Annotated in this window: 32 protein-coding genes; 27 read left to right on the top strand and 5 right to left on the bottom strand. The window is 70.0% G+C overall.

All coding sequences use genetic code 11. The features are described 5' to 3' along the window. Nucleotides 1-2 precede the first annotated feature (2 nt). Both GT347_RS15055 and GT347_RS15050 read right to left on the bottom strand, forming a co-directional pair. Nucleotides 3-446 (bottom strand): hypothetical protein, encoded by a 444-nt coding sequence (locus GT347_RS15055; RefSeq protein ID WP_160552960.1) that lies wholly within the window; start codon nucleotides 444-446, stop codon nucleotides 3-5. Further along, nucleotides 446-1,081, bottom strand: a complete 636-nt coding sequence (locus GT347_RS15050) for a tetratricopeptide repeat protein (protein ID WP_160552959.1) — start codon at nucleotides 1,079-1,081, stop codon at nucleotides 446-448. The genes GT347_RS15055 and GT347_RS15050 overlap by 1 nt, the downstream gene beginning before the upstream one ends. Before the next feature lie 136 nt (nucleotides 1,082-1,217). Here GT347_RS15050 and GT347_RS15045 point away from each other — a divergent pair, with 136 nt between their 5' ends. From GT347_RS15045 to GT347_RS14920, 26 genes are all read left to right on the top strand, one after another. Next, nucleotides 1,218-1,484 carry a flagellar biosynthetic protein FliQ gene (locus tag GT347_RS15045; RefSeq protein ID WP_160552958.1) on the top strand — a complete coding sequence of 89 codons (267 nt, stop codon included), beginning with the start codon at nucleotides 1,218-1,220 and terminating at the stop codon, nucleotides 1,482-1,484. Between the two features lie 20 nt (nucleotides 1,485-1,504). Next, complete coding sequence (locus tag GT347_RS15040; protein WP_160552957.1) at nucleotides 1,505-2,296, top strand: flagellar biosynthetic protein FliR; 792 nt, start codon at nucleotides 1,505-1,507, stop codon at nucleotides 2,294-2,296. 6 nt (nucleotides 2,297-2,302) lie between these two features. Further along, nucleotides 2,303-3,391 carry an EscU/YscU/HrcU family type III secretion system export apparatus switch protein gene (locus GT347_RS15035; protein WP_160552956.1) on the top strand — a complete coding sequence of 363 codons (1,089 nt, stop codon included), beginning with the start codon at nucleotides 2,303-2,305 and terminating at the stop codon, nucleotides 3,389-3,391. Continuing rightward, nucleotides 3,388-5,451, top strand: coding sequence for a flagellar biosynthesis protein FlhA (locus tag GT347_RS15030; RefSeq protein ID WP_160552955.1), 2,064 nt, complete (start codon nucleotides 3,388-3,390; stop codon nucleotides 5,449-5,451). The genes GT347_RS15035 and GT347_RS15030 overlap by 4 nt, the downstream gene beginning before the upstream one ends. A 15-nt stretch (nucleotides 5,452-5,466) precedes the next feature. Continuing rightward, complete coding sequence (locus GT347_RS15025) at nucleotides 5,467-6,213, top strand: flagellar hook-basal body protein (RefSeq protein ID WP_160552954.1); 747 nt, start codon at nucleotides 5,467-5,469, stop codon at nucleotides 6,211-6,213. A 28-nt stretch (nucleotides 6,214-6,241) separates the two neighbouring features. Further along, entirely contained in the window at nucleotides 6,242-7,057 is an 816-nt protein-coding gene (gene flgG, locus GT347_RS15020) for a flagellar basal-body rod protein FlgG (RefSeq protein WP_160552953.1), read from the top strand. A gap of 13 nt (nucleotides 7,058-7,070) precedes the next feature. Next, nucleotides 7,071-8,132 carry a flagella basal body P-ring formation protein FlgA gene (locus GT347_RS15015; RefSeq protein ID WP_160552952.1) on the top strand — a complete coding sequence of 354 codons (1,062 nt, stop codon included), beginning with the start codon at nucleotides 7,071-7,073 and terminating at the stop codon, nucleotides 8,130-8,132. Further along, nucleotides 8,129-8,716, top strand: a complete 588-nt coding sequence (locus GT347_RS15010; RefSeq protein WP_229722326.1) for a flagellar basal body L-ring protein FlgH — start codon at nucleotides 8,129-8,131, stop codon at nucleotides 8,714-8,716. The genes GT347_RS15015 and GT347_RS15010 overlap by 4 nt, the downstream gene beginning before the upstream one ends. A gap of 8 nt (nucleotides 8,717-8,724) precedes the next feature. Next, nucleotides 8,725-9,903 carry a flagellar basal body P-ring protein FlgI gene (locus tag GT347_RS15005; RefSeq protein ID WP_160552951.1) on the top strand — a complete coding sequence of 393 codons (1,179 nt, stop codon included), beginning with the start codon at nucleotides 8,725-8,727 and terminating at the stop codon, nucleotides 9,901-9,903. 39 nt (nucleotides 9,904-9,942) lie between these two features. Continuing rightward, nucleotides 9,943-10,329, top strand: coding sequence for a flagellar basal body rod protein FlgB (locus GT347_RS15000; protein WP_160552950.1), 387 nt, complete (start codon nucleotides 9,943-9,945; stop codon nucleotides 10,327-10,329). 16 nt (nucleotides 10,330-10,345) lie between these two features. Continuing rightward, nucleotides 10,346-10,810 carry a flagellar basal body rod protein FlgC gene (locus GT347_RS14995; protein ID WP_160552949.1) on the top strand — a complete coding sequence of 155 codons (465 nt, stop codon included), beginning with the start codon at nucleotides 10,346-10,348 and terminating at the stop codon, nucleotides 10,808-10,810. Further along, nucleotides 10,807-11,133 carry a flagellar hook-basal body complex protein FliE gene (locus GT347_RS14990; protein WP_229722325.1) on the top strand — a complete coding sequence of 109 codons (327 nt, stop codon included), beginning with the start codon at nucleotides 10,807-10,809 and terminating at the stop codon, nucleotides 11,131-11,133. The genes GT347_RS14995 and GT347_RS14990 overlap by 4 nt, the downstream gene beginning before the upstream one ends. Nucleotides 11,134-11,211: 78 nt before the next feature. Continuing rightward, nucleotides 11,212-12,690 (top strand): flagellar basal-body MS-ring/collar protein FliF, encoded by a 1,479-nt coding sequence (gene fliF / locus GT347_RS14985; RefSeq protein ID WP_160552948.1) that lies wholly within the window; start codon nucleotides 11,212-11,214, stop codon nucleotides 12,688-12,690. Next, a complete protein-coding gene (locus GT347_RS14980) occupies nucleotides 12,690-13,295 on the top strand; it encodes a hypothetical protein (protein ID WP_229722324.1) in 606 nt (201 codons plus the stop codon). The genes fliF and GT347_RS14980 overlap by 1 nt, the downstream gene beginning before the upstream one ends. Beyond that, complete coding sequence (locus GT347_RS14975; RefSeq protein WP_160552946.1) at nucleotides 13,292-14,107, top strand: FliH/SctL family protein; 816 nt, start codon at nucleotides 13,292-13,294, stop codon at nucleotides 14,105-14,107. Before GT347_RS14980 ends, GT347_RS14975 begins: the two co-directional genes overlap by 4 nt. Further along, on the top strand, nucleotides 14,088-15,530 hold the full coding sequence (locus tag GT347_RS14970; protein WP_160552945.1) for a FliI/YscN family ATPase: 1,443 nt from the start codon (nucleotides 14,088-14,090) through the stop codon (nucleotides 15,528-15,530). The genes GT347_RS14975 and GT347_RS14970 overlap by 20 nt, the downstream gene beginning before the upstream one ends. Further along, nucleotides 15,527-16,015: a hypothetical protein gene (locus tag GT347_RS14965; RefSeq protein ID WP_160552944.1), complete on the top strand. Its 489-nt coding sequence runs from the start codon at nucleotides 15,527-15,529 to the stop codon at nucleotides 16,013-16,015. The genes GT347_RS14970 and GT347_RS14965 overlap by 4 nt, the downstream gene beginning before the upstream one ends. Before the next feature lie 608 nt (nucleotides 16,016-16,623). Then, the gene (locus tag GT347_RS14960) at nucleotides 16,624-17,055 is read left to right on the top strand and encodes a hypothetical protein (protein WP_229722323.1); all 432 of its coding nucleotides are present in this window, start codon (nucleotides 16,624-16,626) and stop codon (nucleotides 17,053-17,055) included. After that, entirely contained in the window at nucleotides 17,052-17,456 is a 405-nt protein-coding gene (locus GT347_RS14955; RefSeq protein ID WP_160552942.1) for a flagellar hook assembly protein FlgD, read from the top strand. The genes GT347_RS14960 and GT347_RS14955 overlap by 4 nt, the downstream gene beginning before the upstream one ends. A gap of 10 nt (nucleotides 17,457-17,466) precedes the next feature. Next, the gene (locus GT347_RS14950) at nucleotides 17,467-18,642 is read left to right on the top strand and encodes a flagellar hook protein FlgE (RefSeq protein ID WP_160552941.1); all 1,176 of its coding nucleotides are present in this window, start codon (nucleotides 17,467-17,469) and stop codon (nucleotides 18,640-18,642) included. Continuing rightward, nucleotides 18,642-19,484: a FliM/FliN family flagellar motor C-terminal domain-containing protein gene (locus GT347_RS14945; RefSeq protein ID WP_160552940.1), complete on the top strand. Its 843-nt coding sequence runs from the start codon at nucleotides 18,642-18,644 to the stop codon at nucleotides 19,482-19,484. The genes GT347_RS14950 and GT347_RS14945 overlap by 1 nt, the downstream gene beginning before the upstream one ends. Nucleotides 19,485-19,529: 45 nt before the next feature. Continuing rightward, a complete protein-coding gene (locus tag GT347_RS14940; protein WP_160552939.1) occupies nucleotides 19,530-19,898 on the top strand; it encodes a FliM/FliN family flagellar motor switch protein in 369 nt (122 codons plus the stop codon). A 34-nt stretch (nucleotides 19,899-19,932) separates the two neighbouring features. After that, on the top strand, nucleotides 19,933-20,367 hold the full coding sequence (locus GT347_RS14935) for a flagellar biosynthetic protein FliO (protein WP_160552938.1): 435 nt from the start codon (nucleotides 19,933-19,935) through the stop codon (nucleotides 20,365-20,367). Beyond that, nucleotides 20,364-21,122 carry a flagellar type III secretion system pore protein FliP gene (fliP, locus tag GT347_RS14930; protein ID WP_160552937.1) on the top strand — a complete coding sequence of 253 codons (759 nt, stop codon included), beginning with the start codon at nucleotides 20,364-20,366 and terminating at the stop codon, nucleotides 21,120-21,122. The genes GT347_RS14935 and fliP overlap by 4 nt, the downstream gene beginning before the upstream one ends. A 13-nt stretch (nucleotides 21,123-21,135) precedes the next feature. After that, the gene (locus GT347_RS14925; protein ID WP_160552936.1) at nucleotides 21,136-21,951 is read left to right on the top strand and encodes a sigma-70 family RNA polymerase sigma factor; all 816 of its coding nucleotides are present in this window, start codon (nucleotides 21,136-21,138) and stop codon (nucleotides 21,949-21,951) included. Between the two features lie 12 nt (nucleotides 21,952-21,963). After that, nucleotides 21,964-23,172, top strand: a complete 1,209-nt coding sequence (locus tag GT347_RS14920; protein ID WP_160552935.1) for a tetratricopeptide repeat protein — start codon at nucleotides 21,964-21,966, stop codon at nucleotides 23,170-23,172. Between the two features lie 311 nt (nucleotides 23,173-23,483). Here GT347_RS14920 and GT347_RS14915 read toward each other — a convergent pair whose 3' ends face one another. The 3 genes from GT347_RS14915 to GT347_RS14905 all read right to left on the bottom strand — a co-directional run bounded on the left by GT347_RS14915 (nucleotide 23,484) and on the right by GT347_RS14905 (nucleotide 25,606). After that, on the bottom strand, nucleotides 23,484-23,840 hold the full coding sequence (locus tag GT347_RS14915; protein WP_160552934.1) for an SMI1/KNR4 family protein: 357 nt from the start codon (nucleotides 23,838-23,840) through the stop codon (nucleotides 23,484-23,486). Nucleotides 23,841-23,969: 129 nt separating this feature from the next. After that, nucleotides 23,970-24,737, bottom strand: coding sequence for a hypothetical protein (locus GT347_RS27555; protein ID WP_160552933.1), 768 nt, complete (start codon nucleotides 24,735-24,737; stop codon nucleotides 23,970-23,972). A gap of 629 nt (nucleotides 24,738-25,366) precedes the next feature. Then, complete coding sequence (locus GT347_RS14905) at nucleotides 25,367-25,606, bottom strand: hypothetical protein (protein ID WP_160552932.1); 240 nt, start codon at nucleotides 25,604-25,606, stop codon at nucleotides 25,367-25,369. Between the two features lie 125 nt (nucleotides 25,607-25,731). Between GT347_RS14905 and GT347_RS14900 the strand changes: the two genes are divergently transcribed. After that, complete coding sequence (locus GT347_RS14900; protein WP_160552931.1) at nucleotides 25,732-25,962, top strand: hypothetical protein; 231 nt, start codon at nucleotides 25,732-25,734, stop codon at nucleotides 25,960-25,962. Nucleotides 25,963-26,221 lie beyond the last annotated feature (259 nt).

Raw genomic sequence — 26,221 nt, 5'->3', positions numbered from 1 at the left:
CGTCAGGCCTGGTCAGGCGCCCGGGCCGCCGGCCCGGTGCGCGCGAGTTCTTCCATCAGATGACTCGTCAATCCGTGCGCCTTGCGGGCCAGTTGCGGGTCCGACTCGATGGCCTGCCGGGTCGCGACGACGATCTTCTGAAACTCCGTGTCCTCGATCACTTGCTCGCCCACCTGCTCGCCGAAAACATGCACCAGCACGCCGCGCAGGAAAGCATCCAGCAGCGCGCGCGGCGAAGCCGGCCCCTGGCTCGCGACCTGCGCCACCTGAGCGACCACCGCCTCCTGCAGACCGGGCCGCCTGGCACCGGCCGCTCCTGCGCCGCCACTGCCAGCCCCCGCGGCCGTGCGCCGGGCCCGCACCCCCAGCCGCCCGGCCTGCACCTGCAGCACGGCCGCCAGCGGCCCCGCAAGATCGAGCGGCCCGAGCCGCACCGGGCCCACCATCAGGCGCTTCGGTAGGACGAGATCAGGAAGGCCGAAGCGCTTTCGGCCTGCCCGCTCTCGCCATGCCCCAAGGCCTCCAGCCGCCGGGCCAGATTCACCATGTCGGCATTCAAGGGCGCATTTTCCGTATTCATTTCCAGGCCTGACTGCAAATATCGGCCGGCCTGCGCCGCATCGCCCAGAAACAAGGCGCGTAATGCCCAGGCGAAATGCGCCAGATAAGTCTGCGGCTGCGCATTCAGGAATGGCGCCCATGTCTGCAGGGCATCGTGGTAATGCCCGCCGGTCGCCTGCAGCAGGCCCAGCTGGAAGCGGGCGATATCCAGCGTGGGCGACAACAGCAGGGCCGCGCGGAATTCCTCCTGCGCGCGTTCCGTGTCGCCGGCCTGGGCCGCGTTGGCGCCCAGCAGGAAATGGGGCAGGCCGTCCGCCGCTCGCAGGCTGCCCGCCTTCTGCAGCGCCGCATCGGCGTTTTCGGTATCGCCCTGCGCCATGCGCCGGAGGGCCTCGGCCATCAGGTCGTCGAACTGCGGAGATGTCATGGAGGTGCCTTGAAAGGTGAATACCTGGCAGTTATCGCGGTGCCGCGCGGAAAGTTTAGAAGAAAACAAAAAACACATTGCGTCATATGCCACATCTCATGAAACACCATACGCGTACACCAGGCGGTCGTAATACTTGAACTCAACTTAATTTTAATATTACGCTCACCTGATTACCGCCGGCGGATTCGCTTGGTTATCGTCGCGCCCTTCCTTCGGCGTATTCACCATGCATTCCGACCTTGCCCTCAAAATGACCAGCGAGCTTTGCTGGATGGCCCTCGTCATCTGCGGCCCAATCCTGGGGCTGACCCTGCTGGTCGGCGTGGTCGTCAGCATGCTGCAGGTGGTGACCCAGATCCAGGAAGCCTCGCTGACCTTCGTGCCCAAGCTGCTCACCGCGGGCCTCACGGTCATCCTCCTGGGCCCCTGGATGATGCGAAAGCTCACGCATTTCGCCACCGGCCTGTGGGACGGCATCCCCGCTCTTTTCTAAGCCCCGGTCCCCCGATCGCGATGAACACGCTGGCGGCAGGCGCCCAGGAGTGGCTGCACGGGCTGCAGCCGGTGCTCCTGGCATCGGCAAGACTGGGCAGCGCCCTGCTGCTGACACCCATCTTCGCCAGCAGCGGCATTCCCGCCACCGCCCGGGTGTTCTTCATCCTGGGCCTGGCGGCCTGCCTGGTGGGCGGCACGGCGCCATCCCTGGCCGCGAGCCAGGCCACCCCGGCGGCCGTCCTGCAGGAGCTGGCGTTCGGCGCCACGCTGGCCCTGGGCATCCACCTGGCCTTCGCCTCCTTCGCGCTGGCCGGCCGGCTGCTGGATGTGCAGATCGGCTACGGCCTGGCACAGGTGCTCGATCCGCTCTCCAACACCAGCCAGCCGGTGCTGAGCGCCGCCTTCACCCAGCTGGGTGTCGTCTGCTTCTTCCTGTCGGATGCCCACCATGCGCTGCTGCGCGGCTTCGGCGCCAGCCTGCAGCAGTTCCCCCTGGGTGCGCCCTGGCCGCTGGCCGGGGCCGCCCCCACCGTGCTGCGCCAGGTCGGCGCCATGGCCACGCTGGGTTTCGCCATGGCCGCGCCGGTGGTCGTCTGCATCCTGCTGGTGGAATTCGCGCTCGGCGTGCTGGCGCGCAGCCTGCCGGGCATGAACCTAATCGCGCTGGGCATCGCGGCCAAGATCGTCGTGGGCCTGGGCGCCCTGTCGCTCTGGATCGCCGTCGGCGGCGCGACCGTGCGGGCGGTGTACGCGGCCCTGTTCTCGGCATGGAGCCAGTGGTTCGCCACGGGCGGCTCCGCACTCCGCTGAAGTCCCATGTCGCAGTCCGACCTCGACCGCAGCCAGCCGGCCACTGCCCACAAGCTCCAGCGTGCACGCGAGCAGGGCCAGGTGGCGCGCAGTCCGCACCTGAGCGCGGCGCTGGTCTTTGCCGTCGCCATGGCCTTCATGGCCTGGCGCGGGCTCGACGACTGGCAGTCGGTCTTCCAGCTGTGCGGCCGGCTCCTGTCCCGGCCCGGGACGCTCGATGGCATCGAACTGGCCGGGCTGGCCTCGCAAGGATTGAAGGCCGCGCTGTTGCAGTCGGCGCCCTTTCTCGGCGCCATCGCCATCGCGGCGGTGCTCGGCAACGTGCTGCAGTTCGGCTGGGTGCTGTCCTTCGAAGCCCTGTCGCCGCGGTTCGAGCGCCTCGATCCGGCCGCCGGCTTCAAGCGCCTGTTCTCCACTCACACCCTGTTCCAGCTGCTGCGCTCGCTGCTCAAGCTGGCGATCTTGGTGGTGGTGACTTGGATGGCGCTCCAGGCCTTGCTGCCGCAGTTCTTCGGGCTGGCCACGCTGTCGGCGCAGGGCTGGCTGCAGGCCATCGTCGAAGACCTGTCCTCGCTCGGCCTGAAGCTGGCCGCCACCCTAGGCCTGGTCGCCCTCCTCGACTACGCCTACACCCGCCGCAGCTTCCAGCAACGCATGCGCATGAGCCGCCGCGAGCTGCGCGACGAGCACAAGAGCCGCGATGGCGACCCCCGCATCCGCGCCCGTATCCGCAAGCTGATGCGCGAGTCCCTCAAACGCAGCCGCTCGGTGCGCCGCACGGGCGAGGCCGACGTGCTGATCGCCAACCCCACCCACCTCTGCGTCGCCCTGCGTTATGTGCACGGCGAGATGGCCGCGCCCCAGCTGATCGCCAAGGGCCAGGGCCTGCTGGCGGCGGCGATGCGCAAGATCGCCGCGCGCCATGCGATTCCGGTCGTGCACAGCCCCGCGCTCGCACGCGCGCTGTTTCGCGAGCTGCCGGTCGATGGCCATGTGCCGCCGCATCTCTACGGCCCGGTGGCGCGCATCGTCGTCTGGGTCTTGGCCCGGCGCCGGGACGCGGCAGCCGCCGCCAGCGGAGCCGTCCCCTCATGAAGCAGCTGTTCTCCCGCCATGGCGATGTCCTGCTGATCGCGCTCGTGCTGGGTGTGCTCATCGTGCTGTTCGCGCCGGTGCCGCCCGCGCTGCTGGATTTCCTCATCCTCACCAACTTCAGCTTCGCCTTCCTGATCCTGCTGCTGACCTTCTACGTGGCGCGCCCGGTGGAGTTCTCCACCTTCCCCTCGCTGCTGCTGATCGCCACCCTGTTCCGCCTCTCGCTGAACGTGTCGGCCACCCGCCTCATCCTGTCGGACGCCAGCGCCGGCCGGGTCATCTCGGCCATCGGCTCCTTCGTGGTGGGCGGCAACTACGTGATCGGCCTGATCGTCTTCCTGATCCTGATCGTGGTGCAGTACGTGGTGGTCACCAGCGGCGCCCAGCGGGTGTCGGAAGTCGCGGCCCGCTTCACGCTCGACAGCATGCCCGGCCAGCAGATGAGCATCGATGCCGACCTCAACATGGGTTTCATCGACCAGGAGCAGGCCCAGGCACGCCGCCGCAACCTGGAGAAGGAGGCCGGCTTCTACGGCGCCATGGACGGCGCCAGCAAGTTCGTCAAGGGCGATGCCGTGGCCGGCATCGTCATCATGCTGATCAACATCGTGGGCGGCCTGGTGATCGGCGTGATGCAGCACGGCTACGGCTGGAGCCAGGCGCTGCAGACCTACACCCTGATGACCATCGGCGACGGCATCGTCACCCAGGTGCCGGCGCTGGTGATCGCGGTGGGCACCGGCATCATCGTCACCCGCTCTTCCTCGGACCGGAACCTCAGCGCCGAGGTGCTGCGCCAGATCACCTCCTTTCCCAAGACCCTGGTGCTGGTGGCCGCCGTGCTCGGCGGGCTGCTCTTGCTGCCGGGCCTGCCCCTGCTGCCGTCCTCGCTGCTGATCGCCTGCCTGCTGGGCGCGGCCGCCCTGTCGATGCGGGTCCGCGCGAATGCGGCGCTGCAAACGCAGGACACGCCGCCGCAGGAAGAAAACAGCGCGCCCGACAGCGCCGCCGCACAGGCCTACGAAAGCCTGCGCGTGCCGCCGGTGGAGGTCGCCATCGGCAGCCGCTGGACCGGCCTGGCCGGCGATGCCGGCCCCCTGCTGCCGCGCATCCAGGAGTTCCGCCGCGGCTTCGCCCTCGAACTCGGCATGGTGCTTCCGCCGATCCGCCTGCGCGAATCGTCCCGGCTGGCCCCGGACCGCTACGAGATCCTGATCGACGGCGTGGCCTGCGCCCGGGCCGAGGTGCGCCAGGACCGGCTGCTGGCCATCCACCCGGCCGGCGACGTCAAGAGCGTGCCCGGCGAACTCACCCGCGACCCCACCTACCACCTGCCGGCGCTGTGGATCGAGGAAAGCCAGAGGGCGGCGGCCCAGGCCGCCCGCTACACGCTGGTGGACGGCCCCACGGTCTTCCTCACCCACCTGGGCGAAGTCCTGCGCCGCGAGGCGGCCACGCTGCTCAGCCGCGCGGAGGTCGAGAAGCTGCTGGCCCGGGTGCGCGGCAGCCAGCCCGGCCTGGTCGAGGACATCGTGCCCACCGTGCTCTCGCTGACCGACGTGCAGAAGGTGCTGCAGGCCCTGCTCAGGGAAAAGGTCTCGATCCGCAATCTCGAAGCCATCCTGGAAACCCTGGCCGACGCAGGCCGCCACACCCGGGACGCGGTGCTGCTGGCCGAGCAGGTGCGCCAGCGCCTGGGCCACGCCATCTGCCAGAGCCTGCTGCCGGGCGACGCGGCCGACCCTGGCGCGCTGCAGGTGATGACGCTGGACCCGGCCGCCGAAAGCCGCCTGCTGGGCAGCTTCACCGCGCCGCGCCCGGAGGCCCAGGCGCAGTTCGCCATCGAGCCCCAGCTGGCCGAGCAACTGCTGCTGCGCCTGGTGCAGCAGGCCGAACGAATGATGAAGAACAACCTCCTGCCGGTGCTGCTGTGCGCACCCGAGCTGCGCCGCCACCTGCGCGCCATGTCCGAACGGGTCATGCCGCATCTGCGGGTGCTCTCCATGGCCGAGGTGCCGCAGAACGTCGAACTCAAGTCCTGGGCCGTCGTCGGCCTCTGATCACCCGGTATCGCCATGCAAGCCACTCTCGCCATCGCCCTCGCCAGCCTGGACCAGCACAGCCAGCGGCTGGCCCACATCGCCTCCAGCCTGGCCCATGCCACCACCCCCGGCTACAAGCGCGGCGTGCCGGCATCCCCGCCCCTGGTGCCGGCATTCGCCGCGACGGTGGATGCTTTCGATGCGGCGCAGGCCGCCGGCGGCGCGGCGTTGCAGGTGCGGCTGGACACCCGCGCCGGCACCCTCGCCAGCACCGGCCAGCGCCTGGACCTGGCCCTGGAAGGCGAGGGCTTCTTCGAGATCGCCACCGCCACCGGTCCGGCCTATACCCGCCAGGGCGACTTCCACACCGACGCCCGCGGCCGGCTGGTGACCGCCCAGGGCGATGCCGTGATGGGGCTGGGCGGCGAGATCGTCCTGTCCACCCGCACCCCCGTCATCGATGCCCAGGGCCGGGTCAGCGAGCCCGATGCCCAGACGCCCACCGCCGAGCCGGTCGGGCAACTCAAGATCGTCCACATCGACGACCCGCGCAGCCTGGAGCGCGCCGGCAACGGCCTGCTGCAGAGCCGCGGCACGGTCGCCCTGGAGCCGCAGCCGCGCCTGCGCCAGGGCGCGCTGGAGAAATCCAACGTCGACGTGCTGCACGAGATGACCGAGCTGATGTCCACCCTGCGCCACTTCGAGTCGGTGCAGAAGGCAGTGCAGAGCTACGACGAAGCCATGGGCACGGCGGTGCGCAAGCTCGGCGAGCTGTCCTGATTTCTCCCACCCCTACCGACCACCTCCCATGCTGGACGCACTCTCCATCAGCGCCACGGGCCTGCAGGCCCAGCAGCTGTCCATCGACACCATCGCCAACAACCTGGCCAACCTCAACACGCCGGCCTACAAGAAGACGCGGGTCAGCTTCACCGACCTGGTCTCCACCGATGCGATCGCCGCCCAGCGCGCGGCCATGGCCGATCCGCTGGCCGATCCCCGCCTGCCCCTGCAGGCCGGCGGCGGCGCGGCCCGGCTGGGCGACGGCGTGGGCATCGCCACCCTGGCCAAGCTCTTCGACGCCGGCCCCCTCAACCAGACCGATTCGGCCTGGGACCTGGCGATCCAGGGCGACGGTTTCCTGCCGGTGCTGCTGGCCGACGGCAGCCTGGCCTATTCGCGCGGCGGCAGCCTCAAGACCAATGCCGACGGCCAACTGGCAACACTGTCGGGCCAGGCCCTCAAGCCCGGCATCGCCATCCCGCCGCATGCCACCAGCCTGAGCATCGCGGCCGACGGCCAGGTCAGCGCCGTGCTGCCCCACCAGAGCCGCCCAGCCCAGCTCGGCCAGATCGAGCTGGTGCGTTTCGCCAACCCTGCCGGCCTGACGGCTCTGGGCGACGGCCTCTACAAGGCCGGCGACAGCGCCGGCGAGCCCATCGCCGGCATGCCGGGCCAGGAGGGCCTGGGCACGCTGCAGCAAGGCTTTCTGGAAAGCTCGAACGTGAAGATGAGCGACGAGATGGTCGATCTGATGATCGCCAGGCGCGCCTACGAGGCCAGCCTCAAGGTGATGCAGGCGGCCGATGAAATGCTCGGCCTGGTCAACAACCTGCGCAAGTAGCAGGAGGCCCGCGATGCTGCGCCACCACCGTGCCCTCCACGCCCTGCCGGCAGCCCTGGCCGGCTTGCTGCTGCTTGCGGCCTGGCCCGCGCCGGGCCGCGCCGCGCAAGCCGTGGCCAGCCTGGAGCTGCGCCCCGAAGCCAGCGTCACACGCGCCGAGGTGCGGCTGACCGACGTGGCGCTGATCCGCACCAGCTCGCTGCCGCTGCTGCAGCGACTCATGGCCCTGCCCATCGGCCAGGTGGCGGTCAACGGCGAGGCCTCGGTGCTGGAACGCGCCCGTGTCTCCCGCTGGATCCGCTCGCAGCAAGGCCTGGCGCAAACGGCACTGGCCTGGAGCGGGCCCGAGGCCGTGCAGGTACGCCTGGCGCTGCACACCGTCAGCGGCGCCCGCATCGCGGCTGCCGCCCGCGGCCAGCTGCAGCAGCAGTTGCAGGAGCAGCCGCTGCGCGCCGAGATCGAACTCGCCCAGCCGCCGCGGGATGTGCAGGCGCCCGGCCAGGACATCCAGCTGCGCCCGCGCCCGACCGAGCTGCCCCTCAGCCTGCCCCTGGCCGCACAGGGCGGCAACAGGGCGGCCGGCATGCCCACCCGGCGCACCGTCTGGGTGGAACTGTGGGCCGACGAACGTTTCCTGCGCCTGGTGCCGGTGGTCTTCGATGTGCATCTCTACGGCACCGGCCTGCTGGCTGCCCGCGACCTGGGCGCGGGCGAAGAACTGGCGCCTGATCCCGCCGCCGCCGGCCAGGCAGCCGTGCATGAAGTGGAGTGGTCCGGCCGCATGTCGGCCCCCCTGCCCGCGGCCCTGCGGCCGGACACCGCAGCGCTGCGCCTGCGCAGGCCCGTGGCCGCCGGCCGCCCCCTCACCCAGTCGGACGTCGAAGCCGTGCCGGCCGTCCGCCAGGGCAGCTTCGTCCGGCTGCTGACCGGCCAGGGCCCGGTCGCGCTGGAAAGCCGCGCGGAAGTGCTGGACGACGCAGCCCCCGGCCAGGCCGTGCGGGTGCGCCTGCCCGGCGCCGCGACCTCCCTCAAGGCCCGCGTGACCGGCCCCGGCGCCGTGGAGCTGGCCGAATGAAACAGCAGCGCACCGCAGCCGCCCTGCTGCTGGCCGCCATGGCCTGCCAGCCCGGCGGCGCCTGGGCGGAAAGCCTGTTCCGCGAAGACGGCTACCGCGCGCTGGCAGGCGACCACAAGGCATGGCGTGTCGGCGACCTGTTGACAGTGCAGGTCTACGAGCAGTCCTCCGCCTCCAGCAGCACCGACACCAGCACCGAGCGCAACAACGGCCTGAACCTGGGCATCGCCTCGGTCGTCTCCGGCCGCCAGCGCGGCGGCAGCATAGCCCAGGGCGGCAATTTCGCCGGCGGCGGCTCCACCCAGCGCGCGAGCAAGCTGCTGGCCACGCTGAGTGTCAGCGTGCGCGAGGTGCTGCCCAACGGCGACCTGACGGTTTCGGGGCGCCAGCAGCTCACCGTCAACCAGGAACACCGCATGGTCGACCTCACCGGCCGGGTGCGGCCGCAGGACATCTCCGGCGACAACGTGGTGCTGTCCACCCGCCTGGCCGACGCCCGCATCGACTACCTGGGCGAGGGCGATCTGAGCGAACGCCAGCGCCGGTCCTGGTGGCGCGCGGCGCTGGACTGGCTCGGACTGTGAGGCGGACCATGGGCACCACCGTCTCCCCCTTCACCCCCGCCACCCGCCGTCATCCACCGCGCCTGCTGCCAGGCCTGGCACTCGCCGTCCTGTCCTGCCTGATCGCCTGCACGGCCCTGGCCGCACCCGCGGCCGGCGCCACCCGTGTGAAGGACCTCGGCAAGCTCCAGGGGTGGCGCGACAACGCCCTGGTCGGCTGGGGCATCGTCACCGGCTTGGCCGGCACCGGCGACTCGCCCGGCAACGCCGCCACCCGGCAGGCGCTGGCCAATGTGTTCTCGCAGTTCAATCTCGCGATTCCCGCCGCGCAGATCCAGAGCCGCAACGTGGCGGTGGTGATGATCGCCGCCAGCCTGCCGCCCTTCAGCCGCGAGGGCGACACGCTGGACATCACCGTCACCTCGGCCGGCGATGCCCGCAGCCTGCTGGGCGGCAGCCTGCTGCTGGCCCCGCTCAAGGCGGCCGACGGCCACACCTATGCGCTGGCGGAAGGGCCGCTGTCGGTGGGCGGCTACCGCTACGACGCCAACGGCAACGTGGTGCAGAAGAACCATCCCACCGTCGGCTCGGTCCCCGGCGGCGCCAAGGTGGAGAAGGGCCTGCAGTCCGCAGTGCTGGCAGAAGACGGCCGGCTGACCTTCGTGCTGGCCAACCCCGACTACACCACCGCCGCCCGCATCGCCTCGGCCATCAATGCCCAGCCCGGCCTGGGCAGCGCACGGGCGCGCGACGCCGAGGCCATCGACATCGAGGTGCCGGCCGACCAGCGCGCCCAGCCCGTCGGCTTCATCGCCCGCATCGAAGGCCTGCTGGTCGAGCCCGACGGCCATGCCCGGGTGGTCATCAACGAACGCACCGGCACGGTGGTGGCCGGCGGCGAGGTGCGCATCTCCCCGGTGGCCGTGTCGCAGGGGGATCTGCGGATTTCCATCGCCACCGTCAACAGCGTGTCGCAGCCGGGCGCGGCCTGGGGCGCGGCCGCCGGCGGGCGCACCGCCCTCGTCGCCAATTCCACCGTCGATGTCAACGAACAAGCCGGCGGCGCATTCCTGCCGCCCGGCAGCAGCACCGTGGCCGACCTGGTGCAGTCGCTGGCCCGGCTCAAGACCAACACCCGCGACGTGATTTCCATCCTGCGCGCCATCAAGGCCGCGGGTGCCCTGCATGCCGACCTGATCGTGCAGTAGCACTGTCCGGCCCCTTTTCCCGAACCGCTGAAACGATCCATGAACGAAGCCATCGCAAGCCTGGACACCCGCCTCGCGGTCCTGGCCCTGGACGCCGCCGAACTGCGCCAGCAGGCCATCGCCGCCAACATCGCCAACGCCGGCACGCCGGGCTACCGCCCGCTGGCCGTGAGCTTCGAGGACCAGCTCGGCAACGGCCTGCAGGCCGGGCGCGACACCGGCGCGGCCGACCTTGCCGGCATCGCCCCGCGCCTGGTGCCGGCCCTACCCGCAGGCATCGCAGGCCTGGCCGGCGCTGTCCCGGTCCAGCTCGACCGCGAGGCCGCCGCCCTGGCGCAGAACGCCGTGCACTACCAGGCCCTGGTCAAGGCGCTGTCCCATCACTACGCGCTGCTTTCCACCGCCGTCGGCGACGGCAGGAAGTGAAGCCGGAGACCTCTTCATGCCCTATTCCCAAACCTTCGCCATCAGCGCCGCCGGCATGGACCTGGAGCGCACCCGCATCGAGGTCGCGACCCTGAACCTCGCCAACCTGCACACCATCCAGATGCCCGACGGCAGCCGCTTCGAGCCGCTGCAGGTGTCGGCACGCAGCGTGGCGCCGGCACCGCAGCCGGGCTTCGCCAGCCGGATCGCCGACGGGCTGGACGAGTGGCCGTCGATGCAGTCCGCATTCCCCTTGCCGCAAGCCGCCGTGCTGCCGGCCGGCACCGCGCCCCGGCGTGTCCATGAACCCGCCAACCCGTTCGCCGACGCCCAGGGTTTCGTCAGCTATCCGGGCACGGACACCGCCCGCGAAATGCTCACCATGATGGACGCCCTGCGCGCCTACGAGGCCAATGTGGTGGCCATGAACACCGCCAAGGTGCTGGCGCTCAAGGCCCTGGAGATCGGAGGCTCGGCATGAGCATCGACGCGCTCCAGGCGATCGCGGAAGTTGCGCCAGTCGCGCAGCTTGCCCCGGCCGCGATGCCCGCATGGACGGCCGCGACCGCCGCCAGCCCCGGCGGCACCGGCTTCGGCGCCCTGGTGGCCCAGGGCATCGCGTCGGTCGACCAGGACCTGGCCGCCTCCGCCGCGGAGCTGCAGTCCCTGGCCAGCGGCCAGGCGGGCAGCCTGCACCGAACCATGGCGAAGCTGGAGGAGACCCGGCTGTCCTTCCAGCTCTTCATGCAGGTGCGCAACCGGGTGCTGGAGGCCTACCAGGAGGTCATGAAGATGCAGGTCTGAGCCGCCGACGCCCCTGCCACTGTCGCCGCCCCTTCTTTCCTTCGTGCCCCGCGGGCACCGCCGAAGCGTCTCAAGAAAATGATCGATCGTCTGCGTCAATCCGTCGCACGCCAGCTCGGCCCCCGGGCCTGGACCGGCCTGTGGGTCGGCACCGTGCTCATCCTGGCCGGCGCCACCGCCCTGGGCGCCTGGCTGCTGCGGCCGGACTACCAGGTGCTGTTCGCCGACCTGACGGCCCAGGACATGTCCGCCATGGCCGCCGAACTCGACCGCCAGAAGCTCCCCTACCGGCTGGAGCCCGGCGAGCAGGGCGGCGGCACCCTCCTGGTCGAAGCGCAGGACGTGCTGCGCACCCGCATGAAGCTGATGGGCCGCGAGCTGCCGCTGCACGGCGCGGTCGGCTTCGAACTCTTCAACGGCGGCGACATCGGCATGACCGAGTTCACCCAGAAGATCAACTACCAGCGGGCGCTGCAGGGTGAACTCACCCGCACCATCCTGTCGCTGGCGGAGGTGCGCGACGCGCGGGTGCTGCTGGCGCTGCCGGAGCAGGGCCTGTTCAAGCAGGCCGCCAGCAAAGCCAAGGCATCGGTCACCCTGACCCTGCGCAACGGCGCCGCGCTGCGGCCGCAGCAGATCGCCGGCATCCAGCGCCTGGTGGCGGCCGCGGTGCCGGGCATCGCCACCGCCGACGTCACCCTGGTGGACCAGGCCGGCGTGGCGCTCACCCGTTCGCCGGGCGAGGGCGACACCGAAAGCGGCGGCGGCCGGCTCGACCTGCAGAAGGAAACCGAGGCCTATCTCGCCCGCAAGGCCACCGCCGTGCTGGAGCATGCGCTGGGCGCGGGCCAGGCGCTGGCCAGCGTGGACGTGAGCCTGGACCTGGACCGCATCCAGAGCAGCACCGAGGAGATCATCGGCGCGCCCGCCAGGCCCGGCGGCGCCGCCACCGGCGTGGTGCTGCGCGAACGCGAGACCAGCCGCGACACCGCGCCGCCCCTGGCCGCCGCCGGCTCCGATCCCGCCGCCAGTGGCGGCAGTTCGCAGCGCGAAGTGGAATACGCCGTGGGCCGCCGCGTGGAACAGGTGGTGCGCCAGCCCGGCTCCATCCGCCGCCTGCAGGTGGCCGTGGTGGTGCGCCAGCCGCTGACCGAGGTACAGGCCGGGCATCTGCGCCAGATCGTGGCCGCCAGCACGGGCGCCAACACCGAACGCGGCGACACGGTGGTGGTGCAGACCCTGGCCGCCTTCGCCGCCGAAGCGCCGGCCGCCGCCCCGGCGACCGGACCGATATCGGCCCCGGTCGCCGAGGCCGCGGCGCCACCGCGGCGGGACCCGGCCCTGCCGCCCTACGGCCTGCGCCTGCTCGTGGCCGCCATCGCGCTGATCGCCGCCCTGCTGCTCTGGCTGGGGCTGCGGCGGCCGCAAGCGCAGCCCGCCGAACCAGCCGCCATGACACCCGAGCAGCGCCAGGCCGCGCTCGAACAGCTGCGCGGCTGGCTGCGACAGGGCCCGGCGCCCGGCACGGCTTCGGCCCATGCAGAGGGGGCGCCGTGATGCAGGACGGCAGCTTCGCCCGCGCAGTCGAAGCGGTTGCGGTGGCCGAACGCCGCGCCGCGCTGCTGCTGCACGCGGCCGGCGATGCGGACCGCCGCTGGCTGCTGGCCCGGCTGGACACCCCACAACAGACCCGGCTGCAGGCACTGCTGCAAGAGTTGCGGCAGCTGCGGCTGGCGCGCGACCCGTCCCTGCTCCAGGCCGTGCTGGACCGGCCCGCCATCACCGACAGCTCGGCCAGCCCGCCCCAGGACAGCCGCGCCGTGCTCCAGGCGGCGGACACCGCCACCCTGGTGCGGCTGCTGCGGCGCGAGCCCGCCATGCTGCTGGTGCATCTGCTGTCGCTGCATCCCTGGCCGTGGCGCGATGCATTGCTGGCGCAGCTGGCCACCTGCAGCGCGGCCGGCGCCGCCGCCAGGGCCTGGCTGTCCCGCCACCCCATGCCCGCGCCGCTGCCGCCGGCCCTGGCCCGGTCCCTCATCGACACCCTGGCCCAGGCGGTGCTGCGCATTGGACGGGAAACGGAGCTTGCCCCGGCCCCCGCCCGTCCGCGCCGCTGGTGGCCAGCCGGCCGGCGCAGCGTCAGCCGCAGGGAGCACGCATGAACCGCCGCTCCCCCACCGTCGTGAAAACACACGCGCCGCGCGGCGAAGCACGCCTGCTGATGACACCGGCCGCGGCCCGCGCCATCCGCACGGCCGCCGCACGCGAGACCGCGCCGCCCCTGCATGCAGCGTCCCATCCGAGGACCGCCCCGCCGTCCGAACACCACCATGCCTTGTTTGAACAAGCCCGCGAACAAGCGGTCCGCGCCGGCCATGCCGAAGGCCTGCGGCAGGGCCTGGCCGAGGCCCGCGCCCAGGGCGAACAGCAAGCCCGCCAGGCAGGGCAGGCCCTGCAAGCGGCACAGCAGAGCTGCGAACAACACAAGACCCGCCTGCAGACCCTGCTGCAAGCCCTGCCCCAGGCCCTGGCCGAAGCCCGCGAACACTGCCTGCTCGGCCTGGAGGAAACGATGGCCGCCCTGGTCCAGCAGGCCGTCTGCGTGCTGCTGGGCGACAAACTCGCCGCCGCCGGCGCCCCGGCCGCCGTGCGCCAGGCCCTGCGGACCTGGGCGCAGCAGGACCGCGAGAACACCGCCGTCACGGTCTTCGTGCATCCACAGGACCACGAAGCCCTGGCCGCCGACCCGGAACTGCAAGCCTGGCTGCAGGACCGCGGCAGCGCCGCCATCGCCTGGCGGGCCGATGCGCGTGTGGCCCTCGGCGGCTGCCTGATCCGCAGCGCCGCCGGCACCGTGGACGCGCGCCTGGAAACCCAGCTCGCCGCCCTCTCGCAGCTGCTGCGCCAGGCCGACCACCACCCCCCTCAACCCGCACCCGACGGAACGCCACCGCATGACCACATCCCTGCCTGAAAACCGCCTGCGCCGCTGGGCCGGCAACCGCTGCACACGGCTCACCCCGCCCGCCCTGCTGCGCCAGTTCGGCACGGTACGCACCCTGCGCGGCCTGGCCATCGAGGCCGAAGGACCGGCCTGCGCCGTCGGTGAACTCTGCGCGATATGGCCCCTGGGCTCCCCCTGGCCGGACGGGCGGGACACGGCCGGCCCGCCATGCGCGGGCGCGCACGCCGGGGACGGCGCCGCCACCCTGGCCGAGGTCGTCGGCGTGCGCGCCGGCCTGGTCACGCTGATGCCCTTCGGTGCGGTGCAGGGCCTGGCGCCGGGCTGCACCGTGCAGGCGCTCGGCGCCAGCGGCGGCGTGCGGGTGGGCGATGGCTTGCTCGGCCGGGTGATCGATGCCTTCGGCGCGCCGCTCGACGGCCTTGCGGCGCCGCGCACCGACCGCCTGGTGCCGCTGCACGCCGCGCCGCAGAACCCGATGCAGCGCCCGCGCATCGCCAGCGTGCTGGAGACCGGCGTGCGCGCCATCGACGGCCTGCTCACCCTGGGCCGCGGCCAGCGGGTCGGCATCTTCGCCGGCTCCGGTGTCGGCAAGAGCACCCTGCTCGGCATGATCGCCCGCCATGTGCAGGCCGATGTGAACGTGATCGCGCTGATCGGCGAGCGTGGCCGCGAGGTGCGCGAATTCATCGACCGGCAACTCGGCCCCGAAGGCCTGGCGCGTTCGGTGGTGGTGGTGGCATCGGCCGACCAGCCGGCGCTGGCGCGCATCCGCGCGGCGCATGCCGCCGTGGCCATCGCCGAGCATTTCCGCGCCCTGGGCCGCCATGTGGTGCTGACCATGGACTCGGTCACCCGCCTGGCCATGGCGCGGCGGGAGGTGGGCCTGGCCGCCGGCGAGCCGCCCACCGCACGCGGCTACACCCCCTCGGTCTTCGCCGAGCTGCCCGCCCTGTGCGAGCGCTGCGGCACCGCGCCATCGGGCGGCAGCATCACCGCGCTGTTCACCGTGCTGGTGGAAGGCGACGATTTCAACGAGCCGATCTCGGACACGCTGCGCGCCGTGCTCGACGGCCACATCGTGCTGTCGCGCCAGCTGGCGCAGCGCGGCCAGTACCCCGCGGTCGATGTGCTGCAGAGCGCCAGCCGGGTGCTGGGCGACATCGTCGGGCCGCATGAACGCGCCCTGCTGCAGCACGCCGTCCGGGTGCTGGCCCTGCTGGAACGCAACCGCCAGGCCGTGGAGCTCGGCCTCTATGAAAGAGGCAGCAATCCCGAGCTCGATCACGCCCTGGCCCACGAAGCACCCCTGCGCGAATGGCTGCGCCAAACCGAAGGCGGCATGCCGCGCGCGCAGGCGATGCAAGGGCTCCAGGACTGGCACGCCGCCTGGAGCCCCACCCCCACCCCCATCCCACAAGGAGCAACAGCATGAACCACACCATTCCCAAGAGCGGTGAAATCCGCGGTTTCCGCTACGCACTGGAGCTGCTGCAAGGCTGCACCGCAGCGGAGCTCAACACGCTGCAGTCGCGCCTGGCGCAGCTGCGCGCCGAACTCGAGCGCCTCGAAGCGGACCAGCGGGCGGCGCAGCAGGAAGCCGCCGCGCAGCAGGCGGTGCTGACGCCGGCCGCCGGCCAGCCGATCGATCCCGCGCGCCAGCTCCAGGCCCGCCAGTGGTTCGACCAGGAGCGTGAGCAGTCCAGCCAGCGGCAGACCCAGGCCGCCGCGCTGCGCCAGCAGATCAAGCAGGTGCTGGTCGACTGCCTGCGCCATCAGCAGAAGGCCGATGTGCTGGATGCGCACCGCGCCGAAGCCCTGGCCGAGTTCCTGATCAACGCCCTGCAAGGCGAGGCCCGGCAGTCCGACCAGGACTGGCTCGCCCGCCTGTGCCTGCCGGACGAGGAAGACCCGGCGTGAACACGCTGCCGCTCCTGCCGGACGCCGGTCCACAGGCCGCGAGCGCGCAGGCCCGTCGGCTCGCGAGCGGTCCCATCGGCCGCCTGAGCGCCCATGACGAGCAGGCCTGGCACCGCATGTTCGAGCGCGCCCGCAGGGAGGACCACGCCGGCTGGCTCGCCACCTCGGTCGCCAGTGCGGCCGCGCCCTTTCCGGCCCCGCCACGGCCCGGGCCTGCCGCGCCGCCGCCGCAGCCAACGCGGATGCGGAGCGGCCTGCCGCCCGCGCCCCCGCCCGCCATGCAGGCAGCGGCATCGACGCATGCCGTCACCCGACCGGCCGACCGCGCCCCGCCGTCGCGAGACGCGGCGCCAGGAGCGGCCGCCACCGGGCGCCCCTCCAGCGCCGCTCCGGACCACGACGGCCCTGTCCATGCCCCGGCCACCCGGACCTCTGGCGACGCCCCCGAAGACACCGGGTGGAGCCGCCGCATGAGCGAGACGCCCGCCGCCACCGGCACGGCAGCACCCGTGCGCGTGCCAGCGCAGCCGCCAGCGCCCATGCCGGCTCAGGCATTACTCGAAACCCGGCCACCCACAGCCCTGCCAGGGCAGCCGCCAAGCCCATCCGTGGACGCCGCCATCGCGCCTCAGCCCGGCCTCCCGCCGGACGCCGCCCCGTGCGCAGCCCCACCCGCGCCAACCTCGCCCACTGCCCTCCAAGCCATCGCCCGCACGCCGGTGCCGGACACCGACGAAGCAGCGGCCGAGCCCCCCGCCACCGCCCGCCGCTTCGATCCGCCGACCGGCACCCCGGAGCCCCTGCGCCTGTCGGCCCACTGGACCGCACAAGGCGTCCGCATCTGGCTGGGCGCAGACGCCCGGGCCCTGCCCTCGCTCCCTTCGGTGCAGGCCGCCATCGGCCCCTGGCTGCGGCTTCACGGCCAGCAGCTGCTGTCCCTGATGTGCAACGGCCGCCCCGTCCGGCCGGCGCATGCCATGCACGGCGCCATTCCCGAGTTTTCTTCCCACCCGCCCCTCATCCCCAGGGAGACCCCATGAGCATCAACACCGCGGCCGTGAGCAGCAGCCACGCCAATTCGGCCATCAGCCTGCAGGACTTCCTGCAGGTGCTGATGACCCAGCTCACCTATCAGGATCCGCTCAAGCCCATGGACAACCAGGAGTTCATGGCGCAGATCGCCCAGTTCACCACCCTGGAGCAGACCCAGCAGGTCAACACCAATGTGCAGAGCCTGCTGGCCAACCAGGCGGCGCAGCAGTCGGTCGGCCTGCTGGGCCGCACCGTCACCGTCACCACCGCCGAAGGCACGGCCACCGGCACGGTGCAGGGCATCGACATGGCGGGCAGCGCGCCGCTGCTGTCGATCGCCACCGACGCCGGCACCTTGCGGGACGTGGCCCTGTCCCGCATCACCACCGTGACCACCGCCGTGCCATGAGGACCCAACCGTGATCGATTCCATCTTCGTCGCCCAGACCGGGCTGCGCGGCTACGAGCAGGGCCTGCGCACCATCTCCCACAACACGGCCAACCTCAACACCCCAGGCTTTCGGAGTTCGACCACCGTCTTCGCCGACATGCTCGCGCCCCATGGCACTGCTGCCGCCGGCGGCAGCACCGCCAGCACTGCCGGCCTGGGCCTGCGCACCGTCGGCACCCGGCTGCAGCTGAGCGCCGGCGAGCTGCAGAGCACCGGCAACAGCCTGGACCTGGCGGTCGACGGCCAGGGCTTCTTCGTGGTGCGCGACGCCGCCGGCCAGCTGCGCTACACCCGCGATGGCCAGTTCCGTTTCGACGACAGCGGCAGCCTGGTCAACGGCAGCGGCGAGAAGGTCATGGCCTTCGATGCCAGCGGTGTGCTGGGCGAGGTATCGCTGGCCACGCTGCGCGCCAGCCCGGCGCAGGCCACCGCCAACGTCACCTTCGCCGGCAACCTGCTGTCCACCAGCACCGGCGCCAGCGTGTCCGCCATCGAGGTGATCGACAGCGCCGGTAGCACCCACACCCTCAGCCTGGCCCTGGCGCCCCAGACCGGCAGCCCCGGCAGCTGGACGGCCACCCTCAGCGAGGGCGGCAACACCGTCGGCACCGCCACCCTGAGCTTCACCGACGGCCTGCCCAGCGGCACCACCCGGCTGGCCTACGCCTACTCGCCCGCGGGCGCCAGCGCCATGGCGCTCACGCTGGACTTCTCCAGCGGCGTCAGCTCCAACAACACCGGCACCAGCTCCACAGTGGCCGTGTCCGGCCAGGACGGCCACGGCGCGGGCACCCTGGTGGGCGAGAGCTTCGACAGCGCCGGCGTGCTGCAGCTGGTGTATTCGAACGGACAGACGGTCAAGGGCCGCCAGCTGGCCGTGGCCACCTTCGATTCGGTCGATGACATCGAGGCCCTGGGCAACAACGAATACGGCGCCCGGCCGGGCTCGCACTGGCGGCTGGGCGTGGCCGGCGGCGGCGGCTTCGGCAGCGTGCAGTCGGGCGCGGTGGAGATGTCCAACGTCGACCTGTCGCAGGAGTTCAGCAACCTGGTGATCATGCAGCGCGGCTACCAGGCCTGCTCCCAGATCGTCTCCACCGCCGGCGAGATGATCGGCTCGCTGTTCGGGATGATGGGCGCGTGATGCCAGCGCCTTCGGAGCATGGGCCCGCCACGCTGGCCTGCCTGCGCGGCGCCGATCGTGCGGCATTGGCCGGGGGTTTCCTCGACGCGACGGCTGCATGGTCGGCGGACTGGCTGCCCGCGGGCGCACCCGCGGCGAGCGGCGTGCGCTGCGAGACGGGCGCGGATGCCGGCTTCCACCACCCGGCCCGGGCCCTGTGCGCGTGGCAGGCGCAGCAAGGCTTCTGGTGGTGCCTGCAGGACCACGACGGCCGCACGGCCGACCCGCTGGAGCGGCTGCAGGCGCGGCTCATGACCTTGCCGGACAGCCCCGGCCTGGCCGCCGTCCGCGCGCCCCAGGACTCGATCGCCCATGGGCTGCTGCACCAGGCCTGGGACGCCCTGTGCGCCGCCCTCGCCGGATTGCAGGCTGCGGTGCCGGGGCTCGCCGGCTTCCGCACACCGGCCGAAGCCCTGCGGCCCTGGTCGGGTGCGGCCGTGCTGTCCGCCGACTGGCTGGGCGGCCGCCTGATGCTGCTGCTGGACATGCGTGGCCTGCCCGCGCCCGCAGCCGGGCATCGCCCCCGGCAGCCCGCGCCGCAGCCCGTGCTGCAGGCGGCCGGCGGCGCGGCGCTGCAGCTGCAGGTGGCGCTGCAGCCGCTGGAAATCGCCATCGGCGCCCTGAGCGCACTGCAGCCCGGCGACGTGCTGCGCAGCACGCATTCCCTGGAAACCCCGGTGCAGCTGCTGATGCAGGGCCGCCCCTGCACCCCGCACGGCGCGGCCGCCGTCGGCCAGGCCTTCCTCGGCCGCCTGCGCGGCCACCGGGCGGTGGAAATCCTGGGCGCCGCGCCGCCGGCCTGAACCCCGGCGCCGATCCGCTCCCCGCCTCTTTCGCAAAACAAGACCATGCACTCCGAAGACACCCATCCCGACACGCCGCATCTGGTGCAGCCCCTGGCCTTCACCGAAATCGACCACCAGCCCGAAACCGACGCCCGCCCCGCCTTCCCCGGACTGGCGCACGGCGCGGCCCAGCCCGCCAACCCGCTGCACGGCGTGCGCACCCAGCTCACGGTGCAGCTGGGCACGGTCGCCATCTCCATCGGCGAGCTGATCACCGCGCGCGAGCAGCAGGTGCTGCGCATGGACCAGCCGATCGAAGAGCCGGTCGATGTCCTGCTCGAAGGCCAGCTGGTCGCGCGCGGCGTGCTGGTGGCGGTGGACGACTGCTTCGGCGTGCGCATCACCGAGCTGCCCCGGCCGCTGGCGGTCTGAGCACCGGCCATCCATCCGCCAGGAGCAGACCCACATGCCCAGCGCATCCACCGGCAGCGCCGAACCGCTGCCCTCCTCCATCCCAGTGCGCCGCGAGGAGCCCGAGGGCACACCCACCATCGCCGCCGCGGTGCTGCTGGTGCTGGTGCTGATCGCAGCCGTCGCGCTGCAGCGGCACTGGCTGCGCCAACGCAAGGCGCCGCCCGCGGCCAGGGCGCAGACGACGCACGGCGGCACACTGCGCCGCCTGTTCGCGCCGGTGCTCGCCGCGCCGGAGTTCAGCGTCCGTTCCTCCAGACGCCTCACGCCGCGCGCCAGCCTGCACCTGGTGGAATGGCGCGGCCGCCAGCTGCTGCTGGGCTGCACCGATGCCGGCATCGCCGTGCTGGACCGCCAGCCCGCGCCCGCCTCCGCGCCGGATGCCCTGCCCGACAGCCCACCCGACAGCCCGGAGCCGGCCAAGCCATGAAGCGCCCAGCCCTCGCCCATCGCGCCGCAGCCATCGGCGCCCTGACGGCACTGGCGGCACTCGCCTGCTGCGGCGCCCGCGCCGCCACGGCCGCATCGGCCTTCCCCCACGGCGGCCTGGCCAGCGGCGAAACCACCCAGGCCCTGCGCATCGTGCTCGGCCTGACCCTGCTGGCCGTGCTGCCGGCGCTGCTGGTCTGCGTCACCTCCTTCCTGCGCACCATCATCGTTCTCTCGATGCTGCGCCATGCGCTGGGCATGCAGGAGACGCCGCCCAACACCGTGCTGCTGGGCCTGGCCCTGTTCCTCACGCTGTTCACCATGTCCCCGGTGCTGCAGAAGCTCAACCAGGACGCCTTCACCCCCTTCATGAACGGCAGGCAGACGGTGGAGCAGGCCTACGAACGCGGCAGCGCGCCGCTGCGCGACTTCATGTTCCGCCAGACCCGCGAGCAGGACCTGGCGCTGATGGTGGAACTCTCCAAGGCGCCGCAGCCCCGCAGCCCGGACGACATCGGCAACCTGCAGCTGATCCCCGCCTTCATGCTGTCGGAGCTGCGCGCCGCCTTCCAGATCGGCTTCGTAGTGTTCCTGCCCTTCCTGCTGATCGACCTGATCGTCGCCAGCATCCTCATGGCGCTGGGCATGATGATGATGCCGCCGGCCACCATCAGCCTGCCGCTGAAGATCCTGATGTTCATCCTGATGGACGGCTGGGGCCTGCTGCTGAAGGCCCTGGTCGGCTCGTTCCACTGAATGCGGCACGGCCATGGTCAGCGCCCTGGTGACAGCGCCCTACGGCGCACCCGAACTCGGCCCGGCCGCGGCTCGGCAGAGCCTCAGCAGCGCCGAGGAAACCGCCGCCCAGCAACGCCAGCTGCAACGCGACATCGAAGCCGGACTCTGGCGCCGCCACATCGAACAGCAGGACGCCGAGGCGCGCGAAAGAATCATCATGCTGCACCTGCCCTACGCCCGGGTCATCGCCACCGGCCTCTTCTGCCGGCACGGCTACCACGGGATCGAATTCGCCGAATACCTGCAGCTGGCCACCCTGGGCCTGATCGAGGCGGTGGACCGCTACGACCCCACCCGCGGCGCCCAGTTCCGCACCTACGCCCACCGGCGCATGCAGGGCACCATCCACGACGGCCTGGAACACATCAGCGAGCAGCAGGAGCAGCTCGCGCTCAAACGCCGCCTCGTCGCCGAACGCATCGCCGCCGCCAAGGCCGCCCTTCCAGCCGGCAAACTCCACGACGGACCGGCGCTGATGGAGGACATGGCCGAAGTCGCCGTCGGCCTGATGCTGGGATTCATGCTGGACGGCACCGGCATGTACCAGGACGACACCGCCGGCATACCCGACGGCGGCTACCGGGCGCTGTGCTTCAAGCAGGAACGCCAGCGTGTGCTGGACCTGCTCGGCCAGCTCACGCAGCGCGAGCAAAGCGTGATCCGGCTGCACTACCTGCAAGGCCTTCCATTCGAATCCATCGCCCGCTCCCTGGCCCTCACCAAGGGCCGCATCAGCCAGCTGCATGAACAGGCCCTGCGCAAACTGCGCCTGCTGCTGGGCGCATGAAGAAAGCCATCCATGAACACCCACACTGCATTCCCCAGCCCATCCCCCGCACCATCCGCCGCTCCATCCCCGGCCGCCCGGCTGGCCCTGCTCTGCCGCTTCCTCGTCACCGACCCGGACAACCAGGCCCTGCGCAAGGAGGTCTTCCACGCCGCCCTGGCCGAGGGCAATGCCACGCTGGCCCGCGAGCAGATCGAATGGTCCCGCCCGCGCTGCGCCGCCGACCCGGCCTGGCGCCACAACACCGCCTTGCTCGCCATGCAGCAAGGCGACTGGGAGGACGCACGAAGCCTGCTGCAAGCCCTGGTCACCGATGCACCGGCCCACGGCCAGAACAGCCAGGGCAGCCAGGACACCACCACCCTCAGCTACCACCTGGCCTACACCCACCATGCGCTGGGCGACCATGCCGGCGCACTGGAGCGCATCGCCGCGCTGCGCCCCGGCAGCAGCGGCAGCCTGCCGCAGGCCTTCTCGCTGCAGCTGCGCGCCCTGCACCAGCTGCACCGGCTCGACGAGGCCTGGCAGGCCATCGGCAAGGCCGACCCATCCTGCTGGACCGCCGACGCCCTGGGCGCCGCCAGCCTGCTGGCGCTGGACCTGGAGAAGTTCGAGGTGGCCGGCGAGCTGGCATCACGCGCGCTGGCCCGCGACCCGACCCAGTGGGAAGCCTGCGTCGCCCAGGGCACCTTGCTGGTCGAGCAGGAACAGCCCGACGCCGCCCTGCAGATGCTGCTGCCGGCCACGCAGCGCCATGACCAGGACGGCCGGAGCTGGTCCGCCACCGGCCTGGCCCATATGCTGGCCGGCCGCCTGGACCTGGCCCACCAGGCCCTGACCCGCGCCGTCGCCCTGATGCCGCAGCACATCGGCACCCGGCTCGCCCTGGCATGGACCGAGATCGCGCAGGGCCGCCTGCCGGCCGCCGAAGCAGCCTTCGCGGCGGCGATTTCGCTGGACCGCAACTTCGCCGAAAGCCACGGCGGGCTGGCCGCCGCGCAGGCGCTGCAGGGCAAGGTGACCGAGGCGCAGGCCAGCATCCGGCTGGCCCAGGGGCTGGACCCGCAGGGACCGTCGGCGCTGTATGCCCAGGCGGTGCTGTCGGGGGAGATGCGGGATCCGGTGCGTTTGCGGGAGTTGGCGCGGAGGGTGATGGGGCAGCAGACGAATCGCCGTCATGACGACTCCTCGTCCGACGATTCCGAGGAAGGGCAGACATGACGCTTGGCTCCGTCATATCGCGCCTGTTGGCCATCGCCTGCGGTATGAATCCCTCAGGGGTTTGAACAGGCCTCAACTCTTGAAACGCGCCTTCGGCAAACAGCGAAGGCAGCAGCTATGAAAGCGCGTTGCTCCACACCATGAAGTAGGGAAATCTGCGCGATTCACTTTGGCATTGCACCTGCGCAGGGCTGAGGATGCATCCCGCAAAAAACAGGCCATCGAAGTGGCCCTCAATCTCTGCTCATGGCTGCACTTTTGAAAGCTGGCTGGCAATCGAGCCGGCGGCACCTCCAAAATTTCTGCGCCATTCAGTTCGCGGCGTCCTTCAGGGCAGCTGCTTTCCACTGCGAGAAGTTCGTGAAGGAATAGCTTCGTCCCGAGTCATCGAGCACAAGCATTAACACCTTTGGGTCACCAGAGAGGTCATCACCATCAAAACAGGCCACATCCCCACGGCCGTCATCGACCTTGGCAAACGGAATCAGGTTCCGCCCATCATGTTGTCTAGCTGAATAGGCAAGCTTGCCAGCCCTGGAATTCGCATCAATGAACCACCAAGGCCCCAAGTCAGGATGCTTCCCAGTAGCGGCGAAATCTTTGATCTCGGCGGGAAATTCAAACCCTTGGGGCAATTGTTCGGCTGCGTAAAGTTCAAACTTGGCCATCATCTTCCTCCTCAATACTTCACGACCGGGTCATAGATAGACCCATAGGGAAATCGTACAGACCACCCAGGGTTCATTCCAGGAAACGTCGCGTTCTGAATGGGCTTGTTGATGCGCAGGAGTGCCGCGTCACCCCATGTATTTGGAACGTTGCCCCCTTTCGATCAGCGATAGCTGTCTCGCCGGATCGGTGATTGCTTCATCAAAACCGCGCACATTGGCTTCCACGTCAATGCCAGCTCGGCGGGCTGCAAGAACACGCGTGTTGTCAATGGACGCGAGCGTGCCGTCCGGCATCGCCACAACGTCAATGGGCTTTCCGATCCAGCCTTCCGTCGACATGTTTTTTACCAGGGTGTCCAAGTTGTATTCCGCGCCCGCCTTGGCGAATGAAACCGAACTTTGAGTGAAGCTGACCGCAGCGGGGTCAAGGGTGCGAAGACCAAGCGTCAAATCGGAGGCAGGGTTCAGGCCGGTCTTGCCAACTCTCAAAATATCGTCAGCAACCTGCGCAGCCTTGCCAACGTCGCCAACACCGATGTGCCCAGCCAGGAACAACATGGTGGCCTTGGCTCCGCCCGCAACGAAGGACTCGCCAGGCATGATTCCTTGCAACGCCTTGCCCGGCTCTGAGTAGTCCAGCCAGTCTGCCGGGGCCCCAAGCACACCCGTCAGCTTTGGGGTTGGCGGCGGAGCGGCAGGATACCCAGAAGTGGGGATCATCCCGGCCAAGAATGCCGGATTACTGCCACCGTCTGACCAGTGCGCGGCAACCGTCTGCCCATCTGAACCAATCGATGCAGAAACCCAGTGATACGGGCTGCTCGGCAGCGATATGCCGACAGCGCTTCCCAACGCAACCGGAGTGGATGTAGCGCTCCGAACCTCGGCAAACATGCTTCGGCCGTCATGGATGGCTTAAGACGCAGTCCCCAGCAGTGGAGATCTGGACATTGCTCACGATGCCCTGCTCATTACGGGCTACATACAGGTCATCCTGCACGTCAAATCCATTGAGCCCCATGCCGCTGCTGGCCGCGCCGTGGGCTGCTCGTGCAGCTATGCGCCCTGACTCGCCTGGTGTAGTTTGTGCGCAATGTTTCTAGCCTCGTGAAGCGACAGGTCGAACACTCCACAAACTAGGGCGATGCACTCGAAGTTCTTGTAGCCATCTACCAGTGCCTTAACGAACACATCTTCGGCGGACGCCCCTGCATTCTTCATTGCGACATAGGGCGTCGGGTCTTGCTTCAATTCAGTCATTGTCCGATGACCTCCGATTTGCGCAGCGTGGGAACCTGCTTTTTAAAGCCAAATGCGTCGATTGTCGCTTCGGGTCTTGTCGATGGTTGACGGCCAAGCTCACCTGCCAACTTCCCGGCATGGCTTAGGTAATCGATACCCCTTCACGGCTACAAAAAGCTGCTTTCCGCCACCCAATCGATGACGTTATCAGGACAAGCTAGCTCGAATTCACTTGGACGCGAAACCTCTTTCAAGATAGGTGGGCCGATCATCAAGCCGACTCAGGATGCCCACTCTATAATTTCGGGGAATAGACCCTCTTGCCATTCGCGTTTGAGCTTGGCGGCGGCACGAATGAATAGGCGCCCATGGTTGTCATTCAACACCGGCTTTAGCAGCGTAATCTCGCCAGAGTTTTTGCTAACCTCTAAGGAGCCAACACTCCCCACCATTGACCAAAACGGATATACAGCAGACACTTCATTTTCAACCTGCTTTTCGAGCTTTACATAGAAGGTCATGATTACTCCAATATCGAAGTCCTGCCCGACCGGATTGCAGCGTCGCAAGCAGTTCTATAGTTGGTCTGAAAGATCGATTCGAACTTTACCTCGAAGCGTTCGTGCTGTGAAAAGTAAAGGTGGTCTTGGACAAATTCGTGTTGAAACAGGCTCTACCAGGAATTAACCATATCAGGGTCAGCATCAAAGCGCCGCACTCCACCATCCAGACTCACAGCTTGGTGGAGCGCTGCGGCGCCGAGGGTCGAGCCGATGCTAATCGGAATGGCGTGCCGACCTCGGCGCTGACGCCCACGCTGATGGTCCTGTGCAACGATGAGATTCCCAACGGCTTGACGAGGGCGTTCGTCTTTTAGACCCCGCCAACTTTACTCATATTTTCGTGCGCAAATCATGCGCGTTGAAAAACAACCCCGTCGAATATGGATAGACCGCCTTGGGGATATATAAGGCACTCTGTATCAGCAACGCGTATTTCAGGGAACTCCGCTATCAGTTCAGCTACGGCTAACTCACAAAATTCTTTTTCGTCTTCATGCACTTTCCCGTCGATAAAGTATCAAACTACCAACTTGGCCGAGGCTTCTTCCCACGCTACGCAGACGCCAGCGACCC

Source organism: Xylophilus rhododendri (assembly GCF_009906855.1).
Classification (GTDB): domain Bacteria; phylum Pseudomonadota; class Gammaproteobacteria; order Burkholderiales; family Burkholderiaceae_C; genus Xylophilus; species Xylophilus rhododendri.
This window is presented reverse-complemented; position numbering and strand designations above follow the sequence as displayed.